General features: G+C 71.6%; 14 protein-coding genes. 7 read left to right on the forward strand and 7 right to left on the reverse strand.

From position 1 onward, the window contains the following. Window positions 1–73: 73 nt before the first annotated feature. Window positions 74–1,330 (reverse strand): DNA polymerase IV, encoded by a 1,257-nt coding sequence (dinB, locus tag PLJ28_RS03755; protein ID WP_183526601.1) that lies wholly within the window; start codon window positions 1,328–1,330, stop codon window positions 74–76. Between the two features lie 120 nt (window positions 1,331–1,450). Between dinB and PLJ28_RS03760 the strand changes: the two genes are divergently transcribed. Beyond that, complete coding sequence (locus PLJ28_RS03760; protein WP_221243627.1) at window positions 1,451–2,482, forward strand: polyprenyl synthetase family protein; 1,032 nt, start codon at window positions 1,451–1,453, stop codon at window positions 2,480–2,482. A 9-nt stretch (window positions 2,483–2,491) separates the two neighbouring features. Here PLJ28_RS03760 and PLJ28_RS03765 read toward each other — a convergent pair whose 3' ends face one another. Beyond that, complete coding sequence (locus PLJ28_RS03765; RefSeq protein ID WP_298044821.1) at window positions 2,492–2,881, reverse strand: Rv2175c family DNA-binding protein; 390 nt, start codon at window positions 2,879–2,881, stop codon at window positions 2,492–2,494. A gap of 248 nt (window positions 2,882–3,129) precedes the next feature. Here PLJ28_RS03765 and PLJ28_RS03770 point away from each other — a divergent pair, with 248 nt between their 5' ends. Beyond that, on the forward strand, window positions 3,130–4,407 hold the full coding sequence (locus PLJ28_RS03770) for a LysM peptidoglycan-binding domain-containing protein (RefSeq protein WP_324589889.1): 1,278 nt from the start codon (window positions 3,130–3,132) through the stop codon (window positions 4,405–4,407). A 43-nt stretch (window positions 4,408–4,450) separates the two neighbouring features. Continuing rightward, a complete protein-coding gene (locus tag PLJ28_RS03775) occupies window positions 4,451–6,571 on the forward strand; it encodes a protein kinase domain-containing protein (RefSeq protein ID WP_183526611.1) in 2,121 nt (706 codons plus the stop codon). A 59-nt stretch (window positions 6,572–6,630) separates the two neighbouring features. On the opposite strand, the gene PLJ28_RS03780 is transcribed toward PLJ28_RS03775, so the two are convergent. After that, a complete protein-coding gene (locus PLJ28_RS03780) occupies window positions 6,631–8,034 on the reverse strand; it encodes a class II 3-deoxy-7-phosphoheptulonate synthase (RefSeq protein WP_183526615.1) in 1,404 nt (467 codons plus the stop codon). A 99-nt stretch (window positions 8,035–8,133) separates the two neighbouring features. Then, complete coding sequence (locus tag PLJ28_RS03785) at window positions 8,134–8,832, reverse strand: lysophospholipid acyltransferase family protein (RefSeq protein WP_183526616.1); 699 nt, start codon at window positions 8,830–8,832, stop codon at window positions 8,134–8,136. Window positions 8,833–8,914: 82 nt separating this feature from the next. Here PLJ28_RS03785 and PLJ28_RS03790 point away from each other — a divergent pair, with 82 nt between their 5' ends. Further along, on the forward strand, window positions 8,915–9,706 hold the full coding sequence (locus tag PLJ28_RS03790; protein ID WP_183526618.1) for an alpha/beta hydrolase: 792 nt from the start codon (window positions 8,915–8,917) through the stop codon (window positions 9,704–9,706). Beyond that, window positions 9,699–10,196, forward strand: coding sequence for a hypothetical protein (locus PLJ28_RS03795; RefSeq protein ID WP_298044318.1), 498 nt, complete (start codon window positions 9,699–9,701; stop codon window positions 10,194–10,196). The genes PLJ28_RS03790 and PLJ28_RS03795 overlap by 8 nt, the downstream gene beginning before the upstream one ends. Before the next feature lie 13 nt (window positions 10,197–10,209). On the opposite strand, the gene PLJ28_RS03800 is transcribed toward PLJ28_RS03795, so the two are convergent. Continuing rightward, on the reverse strand, window positions 10,210–11,286 hold the full coding sequence (locus PLJ28_RS03800; protein ID WP_183526623.1) for an ROK family protein: 1,077 nt from the start codon (window positions 11,284–11,286) through the stop codon (window positions 10,210–10,212). A gap of 213 nt (window positions 11,287–11,499) precedes the next feature. On the opposite strand from PLJ28_RS03800, the gene PLJ28_RS03805 reads away from it, so the two are divergent. Further along, complete coding sequence (locus PLJ28_RS03805; protein ID WP_183526625.1) at window positions 11,500–13,323, forward strand: AMP-dependent synthetase/ligase; 1,824 nt, start codon at window positions 11,500–11,502, stop codon at window positions 13,321–13,323. On the opposite strand, the gene PLJ28_RS03810 is transcribed toward PLJ28_RS03805, so the two are convergent. Next, entirely contained in the window at window positions 13,320–14,741 is a 1,422-nt protein-coding gene (locus PLJ28_RS03810; RefSeq protein ID WP_183526627.1) for a mycothione reductase, read from the reverse strand. The genes PLJ28_RS03805 and PLJ28_RS03810 overlap by 4 nt on opposite strands. A 36-nt stretch (window positions 14,742–14,777) precedes the next feature. Beyond that, the gene (locus tag PLJ28_RS03815) at window positions 14,778–18,224 is read right to left on the reverse strand and encodes a pyruvate carboxylase (protein WP_183528412.1); all 3,447 of its coding nucleotides are present in this window, start codon (window positions 18,222–18,224) and stop codon (window positions 14,778–14,780) included. 237 nt (window positions 18,225–18,461) lie between these two features. Between PLJ28_RS03815 and PLJ28_RS03820 the strand changes: the two genes are divergently transcribed. After that, the gene (locus tag PLJ28_RS03820; RefSeq protein ID WP_298044321.1) at window positions 18,462–19,319 is read left to right on the forward strand and encodes a ParA family protein; all 858 of its coding nucleotides are present in this window, start codon (window positions 18,462–18,464) and stop codon (window positions 19,317–19,319) included. The last annotated feature ends 32 nt before the right edge of the window (window positions 19,320–19,351 follow it).

Genomic DNA, 19,351 nt, shown 5'->3' on the forward strand with positions numbered 1-19,351 from the left:
CATAGGGCCCGGGCCGCACGCCACGCCATATCGGCAACGCCGGTCGACCCGCTCGGACCGGACTTTTCCGCGATCAGCGTAGGCGCGGGCGCCGGGGTGCCGGTCGGCCGTCCACGAGGGTCGCCGGCCGCAGTGCCGCGGAGGGGAATTTGCGCCGGATGTCGTCCGCGACGCGGTCCGCCTCGGACCAGTCCGCCTCTGACCCCTCGTCCTCCCAGGGAAGAGCGTCCTGCACGGCGTCGCCGGCGCCGCTGAGGCGCTCGGCGCGAAGGCCCACCAGCCGGGCCGGGTGCCGCCGTGCATCCAGCAGTTCCGCCAGCAGCTCCTCGGCCGCCTCGGCCAGGGGTCCGGCCGAGTCCACCGGCACCGCCAGGGAGCGGGACCTGTTCCGCACGGTCAGGTCAGGAGCCTTGAGCTTGACGGAGATCGCCCCGGCACGGACCCCGGCCCGGCGGAGCCGGAAGGCGCATTCGTGGGAGAGCGCCACGAGGATCCTGTGCAACTCCTCCCGGTCCGTCACGTCCACGTCGAACGTCCGCTCCACCCCCAGGGACTTGGCCTCCCGTTCGGGCACCACCGCCCGGTGGTCGATACCGCGGGCCAGATCGACCAGGGCCGGCCCATTGGACCCGAGCCAGCGTTGCATGCGTCGGGGCGACTGGGCGGCGATGTCACCGACGGTCTCCAGGCCGGCCTCGACGAGCCTGCGCTGCAGCACGGGGCCCACACCCCAGAGCGCCGAGACCGGCAGCGGGTCCAGGAACGCCCGGGTCTGCGCACCGGGAACCACGCCGAGCCCGTCCGGCTTGGCGCGGGTCGAGGCGATCTTGGCCACGGACTTGGTGGTGGCCGCACCCACGGTGCACGGCAACCCCGTCCGTTCCCGGACGCGCTCACGGATCAGGGCGCCGATCCGGGCCGGCGGGCCGAGCCGGCGTCGGGCCCCGGAGACATCGAGGAAGGCCTCGTCGATACTGAGCTGCTCCATCACCGGGGTGAACGATCCCAGGATGTCCATCACCTGACGGGACGCGGCGGTGTACCCCTCGTGCCGTGGTTCCACCACCGCGACCCCCGGGCAGAGCGCGAGGGCGTGCGCCAGCGGCATCGCCGAGCGCACGCCACTGCGCCGTGCCTCGTACGAGGCGGAGAGCACCACGGAACGCCCGCCCCGGTGGGCCACGAGGGCTGGCCGGCCCCTGAGCTCCGGGCGTTCGAGCAACTCGACGGAGAGGAAGAAGGCGTCCATGTCCACGTGGAGGATGACGGCATCCCAGGATGGATCCTGGGCCGCCGGCGGTGGTCCCCCGGCGGAATAGCGTTCATCCATGGCTCCAGCCTAGGCCGATGTCCCGACGGTAGGCTGGAGGACGTGCCATCCTCAGCCCCCGCATCCCCCTGTCAGGACCGCCTCCCGGAGGAGGCCTTCGTCGAGGCGGTGGACCGCCGGATGTCCGCACTGCTCGCCGACTACCGGCGCAGCGCCGAGGAGATCTCGACGTCGGCCGCCCCCCTGGTCGAGGCCATCGCCGGCCTGGTGCGCGGCGGCAAGCGCGTGCGGGCCATCCTCGCCTGGTGGGGATGGCGCGGCGCCGGTGGCGCCGTGGACGACCAGCGGATCATCGACGCCGCGGTGGGCCTGGAGCTGTTCCAGGCCGCGGCGCTGATCCACGACGACATCCTCGACCGGTCCGATACGCGCCGCGGGGAACCCAGCATCCACCGGGCCTTCGCCGCCCGTCACCAGCAGGCGGGATGGCGTCAGGACCCCGAGCACTTCGGGACGTCCGCCGCGATCCTGACCGGGGACCTGTGCCTGGCCCTGAGCGAGGAGGTGTTCGCCCACGCGGCGGATGCCACGGAATCGCCGGCCGCCGGAAGGACCATGTTCAACCGGATGCGCTTCGAGGTGATGGCCGGCCAGTACCTCGATGTCCTCGACGAGGTCGAGGTGCCCGGACAGGATCCTGCTGAGGCACTGGCCCGTGCGCGCACCGTCCTGCGGTACAAGTCCGCCCGGTACTCGGTGGTGCACCCACTCAACCTCGGCGGGGTGCTGGCGGACACGGACGGCGCACCCCTGACCTACTACGAGGCGTTCTCCCTCCCCCTGGGTGAGGCCTTCCAGCTGCAGGACGACCTGCTGGGCGTGTTCGGCGATCCCGAGGTCACCGGGAAACCGGCCGGGGACGACCTGAGGGAGGGCAAGCGCACCGAGCTGGTGGCCCACGCCCTCTCCCTGCTGCCTCCGGGCCAGGCGAAGATCCTGGAGAATTCGTTGGGTGATCCGGACCTCACGCCCGAGTCAGTGGCGCGGCTCCAGTCGCTGCTGACCGAGTGCGGGGCCAGGGCCCGGGTCGAGGACGAGGTCGCCACGCTGGGCGACCAGGCCCTGCGCGCCCTGGACGAGATGACGGTGGACCATGCGGTGCGGGACGGGCTCGCCCGTCTGGCGCACCGCATCCTGCGGCATGGCCGCTAGGACGGCCCGCTACCAGGCCAGCGCCTGCGCGCGGCGCCGGATCTCGGTCTTGCGCCCCTCGCGCAGCGCGTCCACCGGACGGCCGGGAAGCGAGTCGTCGGCGGTGAACAACCAGCGGATGGCCTGGTCCTCGCTGAAGCCCGCGTCCTTCAGCACGGAGACGGTCCCCCGCAGCGCCTCCAGGGGGCCGTCCTCCTGCACGAACAGGGCGGGCACGGCCCGATAGGCGTTCTCCCCGATGCGGGAGGCCAGCAGGCGGCCGTCATTGACCATGTTGTGCACCCGGGTCACGGGGATGCCCCAGCGCTCGGCCAGGTCAGGGAAGGGAACCCACTCTCCGACCAGGTCTTCCAGGGGCTGTTCCGATGACGGGTTCTTGTGGTGGTCCGTTGTAGTCACCGCTCCAGAGTAGCGATCGGCGGGAATTCTCTGAAAGCCCTTGACATGCGCCGCGGGGCAGCCTGAGGCCACGGAGGACGACACGCCATGGTTACCTTATCGTTACGGTAATGATTACCTTTCGATAAACATCGTCCGGTACGTTGTCGTACGTCACATTCTGATCACAGGCACCATCAGCCAAGGATTGTCACACCAGTCACACTGCCCGCGACATGTCCTTCGGTGCCCCACCGCAGAGGAAATCCATGCCTGAACGCCCGACCGGTACACCGCGCCTGCTGAGGTCCGCCGTGGCCACGTCCACCCTGCCCCTGCTGGTGCTGGGATCAGCGGCCCTGGCGGCCCCCGCGGCTGCCGACGCGCCCCGACAGGCGCTGGCGCCCCGGTCGGCCACGTCCGTCAACATCGAGACGGCCCAGGTGCGACTGTCCTCCACGACGCTGGCCTCCAGCCTGCCGGCAGCATTCGTCGCTCCGACCGGGGCCACCCAGGCGTCCAGGACGGCGGCCACCCACACGGTGAAGGCCGGGGACACCCTCTACGGCATCGCCACCCGCCACGGGATCAGCCTCTCCACCCTGCTCAAGGCCAACGGGCTGTCCTCCGCCGCGATCATCCACCCCGGCCAGACCCTCAAGCTCTCCGGCACCGCCGGCCAGCAGTCCTCCACCTCCCGGGCCTCGGCCGGGACCTACACGGTCAAGGCCGGGGACACCCTGTCCGGCATCGCCACCCGCAACGGCATCGGCCTCTCCACCCTGCTCAAGGCCAACGGGCTGTCCTCCGCCGCGATCATCCACCCCGGCCAGACCCTCAAGCTCTCCGGCACCGCCGGCCAGCAGTCCTCCACCTCCCGGGCCTCGGCCGGGACCTACACGGTCAAGGCCGGGGACACCCTGTCCGGCATCGCCACCCGCAACGGCATCGGCCTCTCCACCCTGCTCAAGGCCAACGGGCTGTCCTCCGCCGCGATCATCCACCCCGGCCAGACCCTCAAGCTCTCCAGCGCGGCCGGCCAGGGGGCGGCACCCGGCAACGACCTCGTGCCGAGCACATTCCTCCACTACACCTACCCGGACCATGTGGTGTCCTCGGCCAACGCGAACAAGCGCGCCCTGCTGGGCGCCGGTGTTCCCTCACGGTCCCAGATGCAGGCGATCATCGCCGACACGGCGCGGCGGATGGGCGTGGACCCGAGCCTCGCGCTGGCGCACTCCTTCGCGGAGTCCAGCTTCAACCATGCCGCCGTCTCCCCCGCCAACGCCATCGGCGCCATGCAGGTCATCCCGTCCTCGGGCACCTGGGCCTCCGAGCTGGTGGGGCGCAAGCTCAACCTGCTGGACCCCTACGACAACGCCACCGCGGGTGTCGCCATCATCCGCCAGCTGCAGCGCAACGCCCCGTCGGTGGACATCGGCATCGCGGCGTACTACCAGGGGCTGGGCGGGGTGACGCGCAACGGCATGTACCCGGACACCAAGCGGTACGTGTCCAAGGTCAAGGGGTACATGCAGCGGTTCTGACCCCCGCGTCCCCGGTGCGTCCGGTCTCCCGGTCTACCCTGTAATGGTGAAGGAACGCCGCACCGACCCCCTGAACGGGACCGTTATCGAGGGACGGTACGAGATACGGTCCCGCCTGGCCCGGGGCGGGATGTCCACGGTGTACCTGGCGGTCGACCGGCGCCTGGACCGCGAGGTCGCCCTGAAGGTGCTGTATCCGCACCTGGCCGAGAACCCTGCGCTGGTGGAACGGTTCGAGCTCGAGGCCAAGACGGCGGCCAGGCTGTCCCACCCCCACGTCGTCAACGTCCTGGACCAGGGCGTGGACGAACGCCCCGACGGGGACCTCGCCTATCTGGTGATGGAGTACGTCCCCGGGTACACGCTCCGGACCGTGCTGCAGCGCCGCCGGGCGATGACCCCCCGGGTGGCCCTGGCCTACCTGGAGGCGATCGTGGACGGGCTCGCGGCAGCCCACCGGGCCGGACTGGTCCACCGGGACATGAAGCCGGAGAACGTCCTGGTGTCCCGCGACGGGCAGATCAAGGTGGCCGACTTCGGCCTCGCCCGGGCGACCACCGACTTCACGGGCATCGGTGCGGCCCTCGTGGGCACCGTGGCCTACATCTCCCCGGAGCTGGTGAGCGGATCCCCCGCCGACGAACGCAGCGACATCTACGCGGTCGGCATCATGGCCTACGAGATGCTCACCGGGCGGCAGCCGTTCGTCGGCTCCTCCCCCATCCAGGTCGCCTATCAGCACGTCAACAACGAGGTCCCGCCGCCCTCCGGCCGTATCCCCGGACTCGCGGACGCCCTCGACCGGTTCGTGTTGTGGTGCACCGCCCAGAACCCGCGGGACCGGCCGGCAGACGCCGGGGTCCTGCTCACCGAGATCCGGCACCTGCGCTCGACGATGGCGGACGCGGACCTCGATTTCGAGCCACCGGTCATCGCGGCCGGCATCGCCGGGGAAGGGTCCACGGAGGCGTTCGGGCGGGTCGGCGCGGATCCCGACGACGAGGCCCGGGCGGGGGGTCAGGCCACCGAGGCCTTCGGCGCCGTGCCCCCCGCGGTCAACGCGGGGGCTCCCGCCATGGACGACGCGTACCGGGACGCGGGATACGGGGTGGACGGGGGCCACGACGAGGACACGGACGAGGTCCCCGGGGATGCCACGGACGTGATCGGTGACGCCGGTGCCACGGAGGGCCTGGACCCGGGAGTCACCACGGTCCTTCCCGCACCGGGCACCCAACGCACCTCGGTCCTGCCCAGCCTGCCACCGGACCCGGGTCGCCGCCCCGGCGGTTCCGGGCACCCGGGCGCCGGTGCACCGACGGACCCGCCCCAGGATCGTGGCACCGTCCCCGGCCCACTGCTTCCCCGCTCCTCGGGCAGGTCCCCCAGGCCGCCCTCCACGCGGCAGCAGCGACGCCAGGCGATCCGGCGTGCCCGCACCCCCACTGAGGACCTGGGGCGGCGGAGCGGGACGCGGATGTGGATCTGGGCGGCGGTCGTGCTCATCCTGACCGCGGTCCTGGTCCTGGCCGGCTGGTTCTTCGGTTCAGGGCCGGGCGCCCTGGTGGTCGTCCCTGACGTGGAGGGGCACAGCAAGGCCGCGGCGGTGGAGGAGCTGCAGCAGACCGGGGTCGGTTACTCGCTGGCCAGCGTCCACCATGACGTGGTGGCCGAGGACAGCGTGATCTCCACGGATCCGGGTCCCGGTACCGAGCTGCGCAGGTTCAACACCGTGCTGGTCACCGTGTCTCTGGGACCGGAACTGTTCGACGTGCCGGACGTCACCGGCCTGGCACGCGAGGAGGCCGCACGGGCACTCGACGGGGCGGGTTTGAGCCTGGGCCGGGTCTCCACGGAGCACTCGGACACCGTGGACAAGGGGCTGGTGATCCGCCAGGAACCGGACGCCGGGGCGAGCCTGCGCGGCGGACGTCCGGTCGCCGTCGTGGTGTCGGACGGGCCGGCCTCCGTCACGGTGCCCGACGTCACCGGCCAGCCCACGGGACGTGCCCGCGGAATCCTCGAGGACGCCGGCTTCACCGTGGAGGAGACGCGGATCCTCGGGGAACTCTTCGGAGACCGGGAGGGCACTGTCCGCAGTCAGACCCCCGAGCCCGGCAGCCAGGCCCCTTCGGGCTCGACCGTGCGCATCGTCATCCTCTGAGGCGGCTGCGCCGGGGCGTCACGCGCGGACGCCCCGGCGGAGGGCAGCCGTCCGCCCGTTCAGACCCCGCGGCCGGACCGGGACAGTGCCTCCGTGACCAGGAAGGCCATCTCCAGGGACTGCTGGTGGTTCAGCCGGGGGTCCACGAGGGACTCGTAGCGATCGGCGAACGCGGACTCGTCGATCGGGTCGGAGCCACCGAGGCATTCGGCCACGTCGTCACCCGTCATCTCCACGTGCAGCCCGCCCGGGTAGGTTCCGGCGTCACGGTGGACCTCGAAGAAGCCGCGCACCTCGTTCATGACGTCGTCGAAGCGGCGGGTCTTGTAGCCGTTCGCCGCGGTCACGGTGTTGCCGTGCATCGGGTCGGTGACCCACAGCGGCGTGGCGTCCGAGTCCCGGACCGCCTCGACCAGCGGGGGCAGGTTCTCCCGGATCCTCTCCGCGCCCATGCGCGTGATGAACGTCAACCGTCCCGGCTCCCGCTCGGGATCCAGCTTGTCGATGAGTGCGAGGGCGTCCGCGGGCTTCGTGGTGGGCCCGAGCTTGACCCCGATCGGGTTGCGCACCTTGGAGAGGAACTCGACGTGGGCGCCGTCCAGGTCACGGGTCCGCTCGCCGATCCACAGGAAGTGCCCCGAGGTGGCGTACGGCAGTCCCGAGCGCGAGTCGATGCGGGTCAACGGACGTTCGTAGTCCAGCAGCAGGGCCTCGTGGGCGGTGAAGAAGTCGGTGCGGCGCAGGGCCTCGAAATCAGCGCCGGCGGCATCCATGAACCGGACGGCACGGTCGATCTCCTGGGCGAGTTCCTCGTAGCGGGAGTACGCCGGGTTCCGCATGAACCCCTGGTTCCAGGCGTGCACGGACCGGAGGTCCGCGAAGCCGCCCTGCGTGAAGGCGCGGACCAGGTTCAGGGTCGAGGCGGAGGTGTTGTAGGCCTGCACCATCCGTCGGGGATCGTGCCGGCGCGACTCGGGCGTGAAGTCGAAGCCGTTGACGATCTCACCACGGAAGGACGGCAGGGTCACGCCGTCGCGGGTCTCGGTGTCCGAGGAACGCGGCTTGGCGAACTGGCCGGCCATCCGGCCCATCTTCACCACCGGCAGGGAGGCGCCGTAGGTCAGAACCACGGCCATCTGCAGGATGGTCTTCACGCGGGCACTGATCTTGTTGGCCGTGGCGCCGGCGAAGGTCTCGGCGCAGTCACCACCCTGGAGCAGGAATGCCTCACCCCGTGCTGCCGCGGCCAACTGGGTCCGCAGCACGTCGACCTCACCGGCGAACACCAGCGGAGGGGCGGAGGACAGTTCCGTCATCACCTCGGCGAAGGCGTCCCGGTCCTCCCAGGTGGGCTGCTGGGTGATCGGCTTCTCCCGCCACGTGTCCAGGCCGGGATAGTCGGCGGCCCCGTTGGACTGGGCTGAGCCGAAGGCCGGGGTATCGGTGCGGGGATCAGAAATCATGCTCCAAGGGTACGGAACGGTTGCCGTTCCCACGTCCACGTGACGATCTCCTACCCCTTCGCCGGCGCGCGGCTCCCGGATGCCGGCCCGGTGGCACGCTCAACCGGCGTCGCGGCCGTCCGCCGGGGGCGCGTTCTTCACCGTGGCGGCGTACACGTCCACGTACTCCTGTCCCGACAGGCGCCGGATGGCCTCCATGATCTGGTCGGTGACCTGACGCTCCACGAAGCGGTCGCCGGCGCGGTCGTAGTACTCCGAGAAGTCGAGCGGGGGGCCGAAGATCATGCCCACGCGGCGGATGTTCGGAATGGTCCTGCCGATCGGCTGGACCTTGTCCGTGCCGATCATCGCGATGGGCACGACGGGGACCCGCGCCTTCAGGGCCAGCTTCGCCACGCCGAGCTTGCCCCGGTACAACCGGCCGTCCGGGCTGCGGGTGCCCTCCGGGTAGATCCCGAGCAGCTTCCCCTCCTGCAGCACCTCGAGCCCGGAGCGCAGGGAGTCCAGTGAGGCCTGGCCGCCGGCACGGTCCATCGGCAGCTGATGGGTGGCCTCGAAGAACTTCCGGGTCAGCCACCCCCTGACACCCTTGCCCGTGAAGTACTCCATCTTCGCCAGGAAGTGGACCTGCCGGCCGAGTTGGGACGGCATGAAGATCGAGTCGGAGACCGAGAGGTGGTTGCTGGCCAGGATCGCCCCACCCTCCTCGGGGACGTTGCCCAGGCCCTTCACCCAGGGCCGGAACACGAGGTTCGTCACGGGGGCCACCACGAAGGTCTTGGCGAACCAGTAGAACACGATGGTCTTCCTCTCAGGTGGTGGCGTGGACCGTTCCCAGTCTAGGGAGCGATCGCGGGGGGCGGGACGCTACGCTGGGGACATGATCGCCCACCAGCGGGCGCTGTCCCTCCACGGCGCCGACGACGGCCCCCTGGCCGCGTCCGCCGGGTCCGGGTCGACGGGGGTCGCCCTGTTCCACGGGTTCACCTCGGGTCCCGTCTCCGTGACCGGTTGGGCCCGCGCCCTGGCGTCGGCGGGTGCCTCCGTGGAGGTCCCGCTGTTGCCCGGCCACGGGACCCGGTGGCAGGACCTCCGGGTCGTCACGGCCGAGGAGTGGCGGGCCACCGCGCGGGACACGGTCGACCGCCTGTTCGCCCGGCACGACCGCGTGGTCGTCGCCGGTCTGTCCATGGGCGGCGCGCTCGCGCTCGATGCGGCCGCGCACCGGTCCGTGTCCGGCGTCGTCGTGGTGAATCCCGGGCTGCGCTTCGCCTCCCCGGCCGCTCCCCTGGCGAGGGTGCTCAAGTACGCCGTCCGCAGCGTGGCACCGATCGCCAACGACGCCGCGCGCCCCGGGGTGGACGAACAGGCCTACCCGCGCACCCCGGTGGCCGCCGTCCAGCAGGTCGGCGCCCTCCAGGCCGCCGCCCGGGCCGGACTGCCGGCGATCACGGCACCGGTCCTGGCGTTCCGGTCCACGACTGACCGCGTGGTGCCCCACTCCTCCATGGCCGCCCTCGCTCGCGGCCTGGCCCCCGGGCTGCTGACCGTCAGGCCGCTGTACAACAGCTTCCACGTGGCCACCCTGGACTGGGACGCGGGGGTCATCGAGGACGAGTCGGTCAGGTTCATCGCCGGGTTGGCATGTGGACGGGCCGACGTCCGTGGCTGAGCCCCTGGACCGCGACCACGAGGGCAGCGACCCCGAGCACCGGGACCCGGACGAGGTCGACCGCCGGTGGCAGGAGATCATCGCCGGGCTGGGCCCCCTGGACGCCGGTGCCCGGGATACCGCGTGGCCGGAGCCCACCGCGGCGGGATCGGCCGGACCGGATCCGGACGCACCGGACCGCGAGGAGCCCCCGGCCCCCGGCCGGGCGTGGGGTCCACGCGACTTCCCGGAGGACGAGGACGACGGGGACTTCATCCCGCCCGAGCCCCCCGCGCTCGGCTCCGGCAACCCGGTCGTCGTGCTGAGCTTGATCGGGGTGGCCGGCGCGCCCGCGGCCCTGTTGCTCGCGGCGATCCTCTGGCCCTCGGTGCCCGGACTCGTGCTCGCGGTGCTGATCGCCTCGTTCGTGGCGGGCGCCGTGGGACTGTTCTTCGCACTCCCCCGGGACGCGGACCGGGACGGCCCCGGCGGCGACGGTGCGCAGGTCTGATCCGCGCGACCGGTCACCGGGCGGCGGTGGCCGACTCCCTCACGGACCAACCGGAGCGCTCCAGCGCCAGGCCCGCCGCGCCGAGCCAGCCGGCCCGGTTGCCCAGGCTGGCGACCATGACGGACGGGACCGGACGCCGTCGCCCGCCGGGGATGTGGCGGGCCAGTTCCGCCCGGGCCGGCTCGAGAAGGAGGTCACCGGCGACCGCCACTCCGCCGCCGATGACGAACCGGGAGGGGTCCAGCACGGCGGCCAGCGTGGCCAGGCCACGGCCCAGCCACCGGCCCGTCTCCTGCACGGCCCGCACGGCGCGCGGGTCCGCGGACAGGGCGTCGTCGAGGACCGACCGGGCGGAGGGACGTCCGGCGCGGGCAGCCAGGGCCTCGGCGGAGACGAGCAGTTCCCAGCATCCGGTGTTCCCGCAGGGGCACGGCAGCCCCGAGGGGTCCACGGTCATGTGCCCGAACTCCCCGGCCATGCCGTGCGCGCCGACGTCCACCACCCCCTCCTGGACCAGCGCGCCCCCGATGCCGGTGCCGATGGCGACCATGACCATCCGGTCCGGCCCGCGGACCGGGTCCGGACCCGCCGGCGGGGCAGCCGGGTCCCCCAGCCGCGCCTCCGCCCAGGCCGCCGCGTCCGCGTCATTGACGACCGCGGGCCAGGGGACGGTATCGCGGGACGGGCGGGCGGCTGCCTGAGCACTGGAAGGCCGTCCCGTCGCCTCCGACAGGGCAGCGCCCAGGTCCTGGGGCAGGGGCCGCTGGCGCCACCCCATCAGGTGCGGGCTGAAGACGGCGGTGCCGCTGCGCGGGTCGATCCAGGCGGCGGCGGAGACCCCCCACGGCACGGGCAGACCCGGCCAGCTGGCGTCCAGGGCCCCGAACAGCTCCAGCGCCGTGCGGGCGCACAGGGCGCTCAGGCCGGCCCCGTCCGCCTCGAGGTGGTGAGCGACCCGGATCTCCGTGAGCGCGGGCACCAGTCTGCCCCGGCCGTCCAGCAGGACCGCGCCGGCCTTGACCGCCCCGCCTCCGACGTCGAGCCCGATGGCCGCGGCGACGGGAGCCCCCGGGTGTGCAGATCCGCCCATCGTGCCGGCCACCGCCTTCCGGACCGTCGGTCCCACCGTTCCTGCTGACAACCGAAGTTACCCATGAGTAGAATATTTCCTGTGGCGCAGGACACACCGGTCCGACCCCTCCGGTAGGGTCAGAGGACACGGGGACCCCCGCCCCGGAGGGCCTGCACCCGGGACCACCACTCTGCCACGCAGGCGGCTACCGTCGATCACCAGGAGCGAACGTTGAAGGAATACACCTCCCCTCCCGTCGTGGACGTCCCCCGGGACATGAACATCACGGACCTGGTGGAGCAGCAGGTCCTGGCCGATCCGCGGCGCCCCCTGTTCGCCCGGCAGACCGCCCCGGCGCAGTGGACCGACGTCAGCGCGGAGGAGTTCCGCGAGGATGTCCGCACCCTCGCACGCGGCCTGGCCGCCGCCGGGCTGGAGCCGGGCGACCGGGTGGGGATCATGGCCCCCACCCGCTACGAGTGGACCCTGATGGACGTGGCCATCTGGTACGCCGGCGCCGTCACCGTCCCGATCTACGAGACGTCCTCCCCCAGCCAGGTCGCCTGGATCATCTCCGACGCCAACGTGCGGGCGGTGGTCTGTGACACGTCGCGGCACCAGGGCGTGGTGGACACCGCCATCCGCCAGGAGCAGCTGGATCCGCTGGTCTCCAGCTGGCTGATCGAGGACGACGGTCTCGACGAACTGCGCGCGCTGGCCGAGCGCGGACCGGACGAGACCACCATGGAGTCCCGCCGTTCCGCCGCCACCCTGTCCGACCTGGCGACCATCATCTACACCTCGGGCACGACCGGCAAGCCGAAGGGTTGCGAACTGACCCACGGCAACTTCGCCGAGCTGAGCCTGCAGACCCTCGGGACGAACCTGGGCGAGGTCGTCAACCCGCAGGCCAGCACCGTGATGTTCATCCCCTTGGCCCACGTGTTCGCCCGTTTCATCTCCGTGCTGGCGCTGGCGGCGGGCACCAAGGTGGGCCACACCTCCGACCTCAAGCAACTGGTCCCCGACCTGCAGTCCTTCCGGCCCACCTTCCTGCTGGCCGTGCCCCGGGTCTTCGAGAAGGTCTACAACTCCGCGCAGCTCAAGGCGGAGACCGGGGGCAAGGGCAAGGTCTTCGCGGCCGGCGCCCAGGCCGCCATCGACTACTCCACGGCGAAGAGTGCCGGCAGGGTGCCCCTGGTGCTGCGCGTCAAGCACGCGGTGTTCGAGAAGCTGCTCTACGGCAAGATCCGCGAGGCCATGGGCGGGCAGGTCACCCACGCGGTGTCCGGCGGCGGCCCACTGGGTGCACGCCTGGGCCACTTCTTCCACGGCATCGGCGTCAACATCATGGAGGGCTACGGCCTGACCGAGACCACGGCACCGGTCACGGTCAACGTCCCGCACGGGGTGAAGATCGGCACCGTCGGCCCTCCGATCCCGGGCAACGGGGTGCGCATCGCCGAGGACGGCGAGATCCTGGCCAGGGGTGTCTGCGTGATGCGCGGCTATCACAACCGTCCGGACCTGACCGAGAAGGATTTGGTGGACGGCTGGCTGCACACCGGGGACATCGGGGACCTGGACGACGAGGGGTACCTCACCATCACCGGTCGGAAGAAGGACATCATCGTCACGGCGTCCGGGAAGAACGTGGTGCCGGCGCTGCTGGAGGACCAGATCCGGGCCGACGCGGTGGTCTCCCAGTGCGTCGTGGTGGGTGACCAGCGGCCGTTCGTCTCCGCCCTCGTCACCCTGGACGCGGACATCCTGCCGCGCTGGCTGGGCCAGCACGGTGTCCCGGCGGACACGCCGATGGACCAGCTCGCCACGCACCCCGTGGTCCTCGACCACGTCCAGTCGGTGATCGACAGGGCCAACGAGACGGTGTCCAAGGCGGAGTCGATCCGGGCGTTCCGGATCGTCCCCGTGGACTTCTCCATCGAGTCCGGCCAGATGACGCCGTCCCTGAAGATCAAGCGCAACGTGGTCCTGGAGGACTTCGAGTCCCTCGTCGAGGAGATCTACGGGGCGCCGAAGCCGGTCTCGTCCTAGAGGCGGCCGCTGTCCGGGACGTCGAGTCCGAGCAGCGCGTTCTCCACGACCTCCGTGAGTGCCGGGTGGATCCAGTACTGGCCGCGGGCCATCGCGTGGGCGTCCAGGCCCATGCTCATGGCCTGCACCAGGGGCTGGATGAGATTCGGCGCGTCCCGTCCGATCAGGTGGGCCCCGAGGAGCAGGCCCGTCTGGCGGTCGGCGATGACCTTGCACAGGGAGGTGCCGTCCTCCATGGCCCAGCCGTACGCCACGTCGCCGTAGTTCTGCTCCTTGACGGTGATCCTCTCCGCGCCGTACTGCTCGACGGCCTCCGCCTCGGTGAGACCGACCGCGGCGACCTGAGGCCGGGAGAAGACCGCCGAGGGCACCGGACCCAGCGTGTTCGGCCGCAGGTCATCCGGGTGCTCCAGGTTGTGGCTGACCACGCGCTGGTCGTGGTTCGCCACGTGCTTGAGCTGGTGGGGACTGGAGACGTCACCCAGGGCCCACAGCCCGGGCACCGGCTCACCGCCGGAGAGCAGCCGCTGGTACTCGTCGACGGCGAGCCGCCCGTCGGGATGCAGGTCCAGCCCGGCGGCGGCCGGGTCGAGCCGGTCGCTGTTGGGGACCCGGCCATAGGCGATGAGCACGGCGTCGGCGTCCACCTCCCAGGTGGTGTTGGTGGGCCCGTCGAGATGCACGGTCACCCACCCGTCCAGCCCCTCCTCGATCCGGGACAGGGTCCAGCCGGTCTCGACCCGCCACTGGGTCGAGGCCATCTCGGTGAACCGCTCGGAGATGGTCGCATCGTGATGGCGCAGCAGTCGCGGTGAGCGGTTCACCTGGACCACGGAGGACCCCAGGCCGGAGAAGATCGAGGCGAACTCGGCGGCGATGTACCCCCCGCCCAGCACCACGATCCGCTGGGGCAGCCGGGGCAGGCGCATCACGGTGTCCGAGGTGTGGACCTGGGGCAGGTCGCTGCCGGGGACGGAGGGGACGACCGCCCTCGAGCCCGCGGCGACCACGATGTCCTGGGCCTCCAGGACCCGCCCGCTGGCCGTGGTCAGCTGGCGGGTCCCGGTGAACCGCGTCTCCTCCGGGATGACCGTGGTGTTCTGCAACTCGACGTCCCGGTAGTGCAGGCCCCCGGCGGAGATGGCGTCGATGCGCGAGAAGATCCGGTCCCGGATCCCGGGCCAGTCGGTCCCGCCGATCCCCAGGTCCACGCCGAGCCGGCTGGCCTCCTCCGGCACCACGGCCAGCGACGCCGGGTAGGCGAACATCTTGGTGGGGATGCAGCCGACGTTGAGGCAGGTGCCCCCGAACGTGCCGGAGTCGATGATGGCCACGCGCTTGTCGTCCCAGTACGGGGTGACCAGCGAGTTGCCGGAGCCGGAGCCGATGATGGCGAGGTCGTAGGTTTCGGTGCCCATGGCTCTCAGCCTAAGGCTCCGCGGGCACCGCCCCGGTCACTCGCCCAGTGTCAGCAGCAGGTCACCACCCTCGACCGCCGTGGTGCCGCCCAGCACCACGCGGGTCACGGTGCCGGAGGCATGGGCCGTGATGGCGGCCTCCATCTTCATGGCCTCGATGGTGGCCACCGTGTCCCCGGCCTCCACGGTGTCACCCTCGGCCACGGTCACGGAGACGACCCCGGCGAAGGGCGCGGCCACGTGCCCCTTGTTGGCGGGGTCGGCCTTCTCGGCCGCCCGGGCGGTCGACTCGACGGAGCGGTCGCGCACGGTGATCTGCCGCGCCTGGCCGTTGAGGGTCACCATCACGGGCCGCATGCCCTTGGCATCGGGCTCGCCGATCGCCTGCAGCGTGGTCAGCAGGCGCACGCCCTTGCCCAGGGAGATGACGTGCTCACGGCCCCGCACCAGCCCGTACAGCCAGTCCCGGGTGTGCAGGACGGAGGTGTCCCCGTAGGTCGCGCAGTTGGCCTCGTACTCCTGCGTCGGCCCCGGGAACAGGAGCCGGTTCAACGTCGCCTGGCGGGTGGCACCGGGTTGCTCCAACGCCGCGCGGTCCTCCGCGGAGAGCTCGGTCTCCGCGCGGCGACGGCCTCGGTTCTGCAGGGCCCGGGTCCGGAACGGCTCGGGCCAGCCTCCGGGCGGGTCCCCCAGCTCTCCGGAGAGGAAGCCGATCACGGAGTCCGGCAGGTCGAAGTCCTGGGGACTCTCCGCGAACTGGGCCGGGTCCACGTCCATGCCGACCAGCTGCAGGGCCAGGTCCCCGACCACCTTGGAGCTCGGGGTGACCTTGACGATGTTGCCGAGCATGTCGTTGGCGGCCTCGTACATCCGCTCGATCTGCTCGAAGCGGTCGCCCAGGCCCAGGGCGATGGCCTGCTGGCGGAGGTTGGACAGCTGGCCGCCCGGGATCTCGTGCCGGTAGACGCGTCCCGTCGGTGCCGACAGCCCGGACTCGAAGGGGCGGTAGACCTCACGGATGGTCTCCCAGTACGGTTCCAGCGCGGCGGCCTGGTCCAGCCCGAGACCGGTGTCCCGCTCGGTGTGCTCCAGGGCCGCCACCAGGGCGGACATCGGCACCTGACTGGTGGTCCCGGCCATGGACGCGACGGCCGTGTCCACCGCGTCCACCCCCGCCTCGGCGGCGGCGAGCAGGGTGCCCAGCTGACCACCGGCGGTGTCGTGGGTGTGCAGGTGGACGGGCAGGTCGAACTCGGCGCGCAGGGCACCGACCAGCTCCCGGGCAGCCTGCGGCCGCAACAGTCCGGCCATGTCCTTGATGGCCAGGACGTGGGCCCCGGCGTCGACCATCTGCCGGGCCAGGCCCAGGTAGTAGTCCAGCGTGTAGAGCTCCTCCGCGGGATCCAGCAGGTTGCCGGTGTAGCACAGGGCCGCCTCGGCCACCGCCGTCCCGGTGGCCCGGACCGCGTCGATGGCGGGGGCGATCTGCCGGACGTCGTTCAGCGCATCGAAGATCCGGAAGATGTCCACACCGGTCTGGGCGGCCTCGGCCACGAAGGCATTGGTCACCTCCACGGGGTAGGGCGTGTAGCCGACCGTGTTGCGCCCGCGCAGCAGCATCTGCAGCGGGATGTTCGGCAGTTCCTGGCGCAACCGGGCGAGCCGGTCCCAGGGGTCCTCACCGAGGAAGCGCAGGGCGACGTCGTAGGTGGCCCCACCCCAGGCCTCCACCGAGAACAGCCCGGGCAGGGTGTGCGCGACGGCCGGAGCGGCCGCCAGCAGATCACGTGTGCGCACCCGGGTGGCCAGCAGGGACTGGTGGGCATCACGGAAGGTCGTGTCCGTGACGGCCAGTTCCGTCCGGCCGCGCAATTCGGCCGCGAACCCCTCAGGGCCCTTCTCCAGCAGCACCTGGCGCCAGCCGGCGGGCGGCTGGTGCGGCGAGGGGCCGTCGAACGGGCTGCGATCCGGCTCCTGGGACTTGTCGCCCGGGAAGGCCGGCAGCTTGTCCCTGGGGTCGATCCCGTCCACCCGGGGCCCGTGGGGCTGGTTCACCGTGACGTCGGCGAGGTACTGCAGGGCCTTCGAACCACGGTCCTGGCTGCGGTTGACCTGGGCCAGCTCGGGGTGGGCGTCGATGAAGTCCGTGGCGACGTCGCCCGCCACGAACGTGGGGTCGTCCAGCACGTTCATCAGGAACGGGATGTTGGTGGCCACCCCGCGGACGCGGAACTCGGCCAGGGCGCGCCGTGCGCGCCGCACCGCCGTCGGGTAGTCCCGTCCACGGCAGGTCAGCTTCACCAGCATGGAGTCGAAGTGCGGACTGATCTCGGCACCGGTGTAGATGGTGCCACCGTCCAGGCGCACGCCGGAGCCGCCGGCGGACCGGTAGGCGGTGATGGCGCCGGTGTCCGGCCGGAAGCCGTTGGCAGGGTCCTCCGTGGTGATCCGGCACTGCAGGGCGGCGCCACGGATCCGCAGCTCGTCCTGGCGGATCCCGAGCTGCTCGAGCGTCTGGCCGGCGGCGATGCGCAGCTGGGAGGCGACCAGGTCGACGTCGGTGATCTCCTCGGTGACGGTGTGCTCGACCTGGATCCGGGGGTTCATCTCGATGAACACGTGCTGACCGGTACGGTCCCCCGCGGTGTCGACGAGGAACTCGACGGTGCCGGCGTTGACGTACCCCATGGCCTTGGCGAACTTGACGGCATCGGCGTAGAGCGCCTGGCGGATGGACTCGTCCAGCTGCGGGGCCGGGGCGATCTCGATGACCTTCTGGTGGCGGCGCTGCATGGAGCAGTCGCGCTCGAACAGGTGCACGGTCTCCCCCGTGCCGTCCGCCAGGACCTGGACCTCAATGTGCCGGGGCCGCAGCACGGCCTGCTCCAGGAACACCGTGGCGTCGCCGAAGGCGGTCTCGGCCTCGCGCATGGCCGCGTTCAGTGCGTCCGGCAGCTGGGCGGCGGTCTCGACCCGGCGCATGCCGCGGCCGCCGCCGCCGGCCACGGCCTTGACGAAGATGGGGAAGCCGATGTCCTCGGCCTGTGCGACGAGCCACTCGGCGTCGGAGCTGGGCTCGGAGGACTTCAGGGTGGGGATGCCCGCCGCCTTGGCGGCCCGCAGGGCCTCCACCTTGTTACCGGTCAGCTCCAACACGTCCGCGGGAGGACCGACGAACGCGATCCCGGCCTCCGCCGCGGCCCGGGCCAGCCCGGCGTTCTCCGACAGGAAGCCGTACCCCGGGTAGATGGCGTCACATCCTGACTCCTTGGCCACCCGGATGATCTCGTCCACGTCCAGGTAGGCGCGGATCGGGTGCCCCTCCTCCCCGATCCGGTAGGCCTCGTCCGCCTTCTGCCGGTGGATGGAGTTGCGGTCCTCATACGGGAAGACCGCCACGGTCCGGGCACCCAGCTCGTAGCAGGCACGGAAGGCGCGGACCGCGATCTCCCCTCGGTTGGCGACCAGCACCTTGGAGAACATTCCGTCGGTGGCGTTGGATGACATGGAGCCTCCTGGGCTGCCCGGCGGGTCTGCCGGGACACGATCAGGCGCGGTCAGCGCACGGTGGAGCCACTTCCTTGTGGCTTGCATCACCCGTCAGTGTCGCATACGACCCCGGCACCCACTACGTGAGACCCGTCACAGTGTCGTCAGCACTAGGATGGACCACGGTCCCGGGCCACCCACCCTCTGGTCGACAGTCAGGATTCCACCGCCGTGCAGATCATCTCCATCTCCAGCCTCAAGGGCGGGGTCGGCAAGACCTCGGTCACCCTCGGACTGGCCTCGGCGGCGCAGGCGCAGGGCATCCCCACCCTCGTGGTGGACATGGACCCCCATGCCGATGCCACGACCGGACTCGGGGTCCGGCAGGACGCCGGCACCGAGGACGTGGGCACCCTGCTCTCCCACCCCCGGCGGGTGTCCCTGACCGATCACGTGGTCGCCTCGGGCTGGACCGGGTCCACCGCGGCCCCGGCGGCCGACGGCGACGGCGCGGGCGGTCCCGACGGCGGCGCGCCCCGGATCCTCGACGTCGCGCGCGGCTCCTCGCGGACCTCGCTGTACGAGCGCCCGACGACCCGTCAGCGCGAGCTGCGCCGGCTCACCCAGCTGGTCGAGCCCGTGACGCGCTACGCACTGGTCCTCATCGACTGCCCCCCGGCCCTCAACGGCGTCACGCGGATGGCCTGGGCCGCCTCGACGGACGTGCTGCTGGTGGCCGAGCCGAGCCTGTTCTCCGTGGCCGGCACCGAACGCACCCTGCGGGCCCTGGACCTGTTCCGCAAGGAGTACGCCCAGGGCGTGACCTCCACCGGAGTGGTGGCCAACCGCGTCCGGCCGGCCAGCGTGGAGCACCAGTTCCGCCTGGGCGAGATGGAGCGGATGTACGGCGACCGGTTGCTGCCCGTGGCCATCCCGGAACAGGGTAACTGGCAGCAGATCCAGGGCGCAGCCTGGCCCGTCCACGCCTGGCCCGGCGAGATGGCCGCCCAGTCCGCGGCACTGTTCGATGAGCTGCTCTACGCCGTGCAGCGTCCATTGAAGGACCGCCGCAGCCAGCGCCGGCACTGAGGCGCGCCCCCCTGCCGGAGCACGATCGCCGT

This window comes from Citricoccus sp. (genome assembly GCF_035445025.1).
Lineage (GTDB): Bacteria > Actinomycetota > Actinomycetes > Actinomycetales > Micrococcaceae > Citricoccus.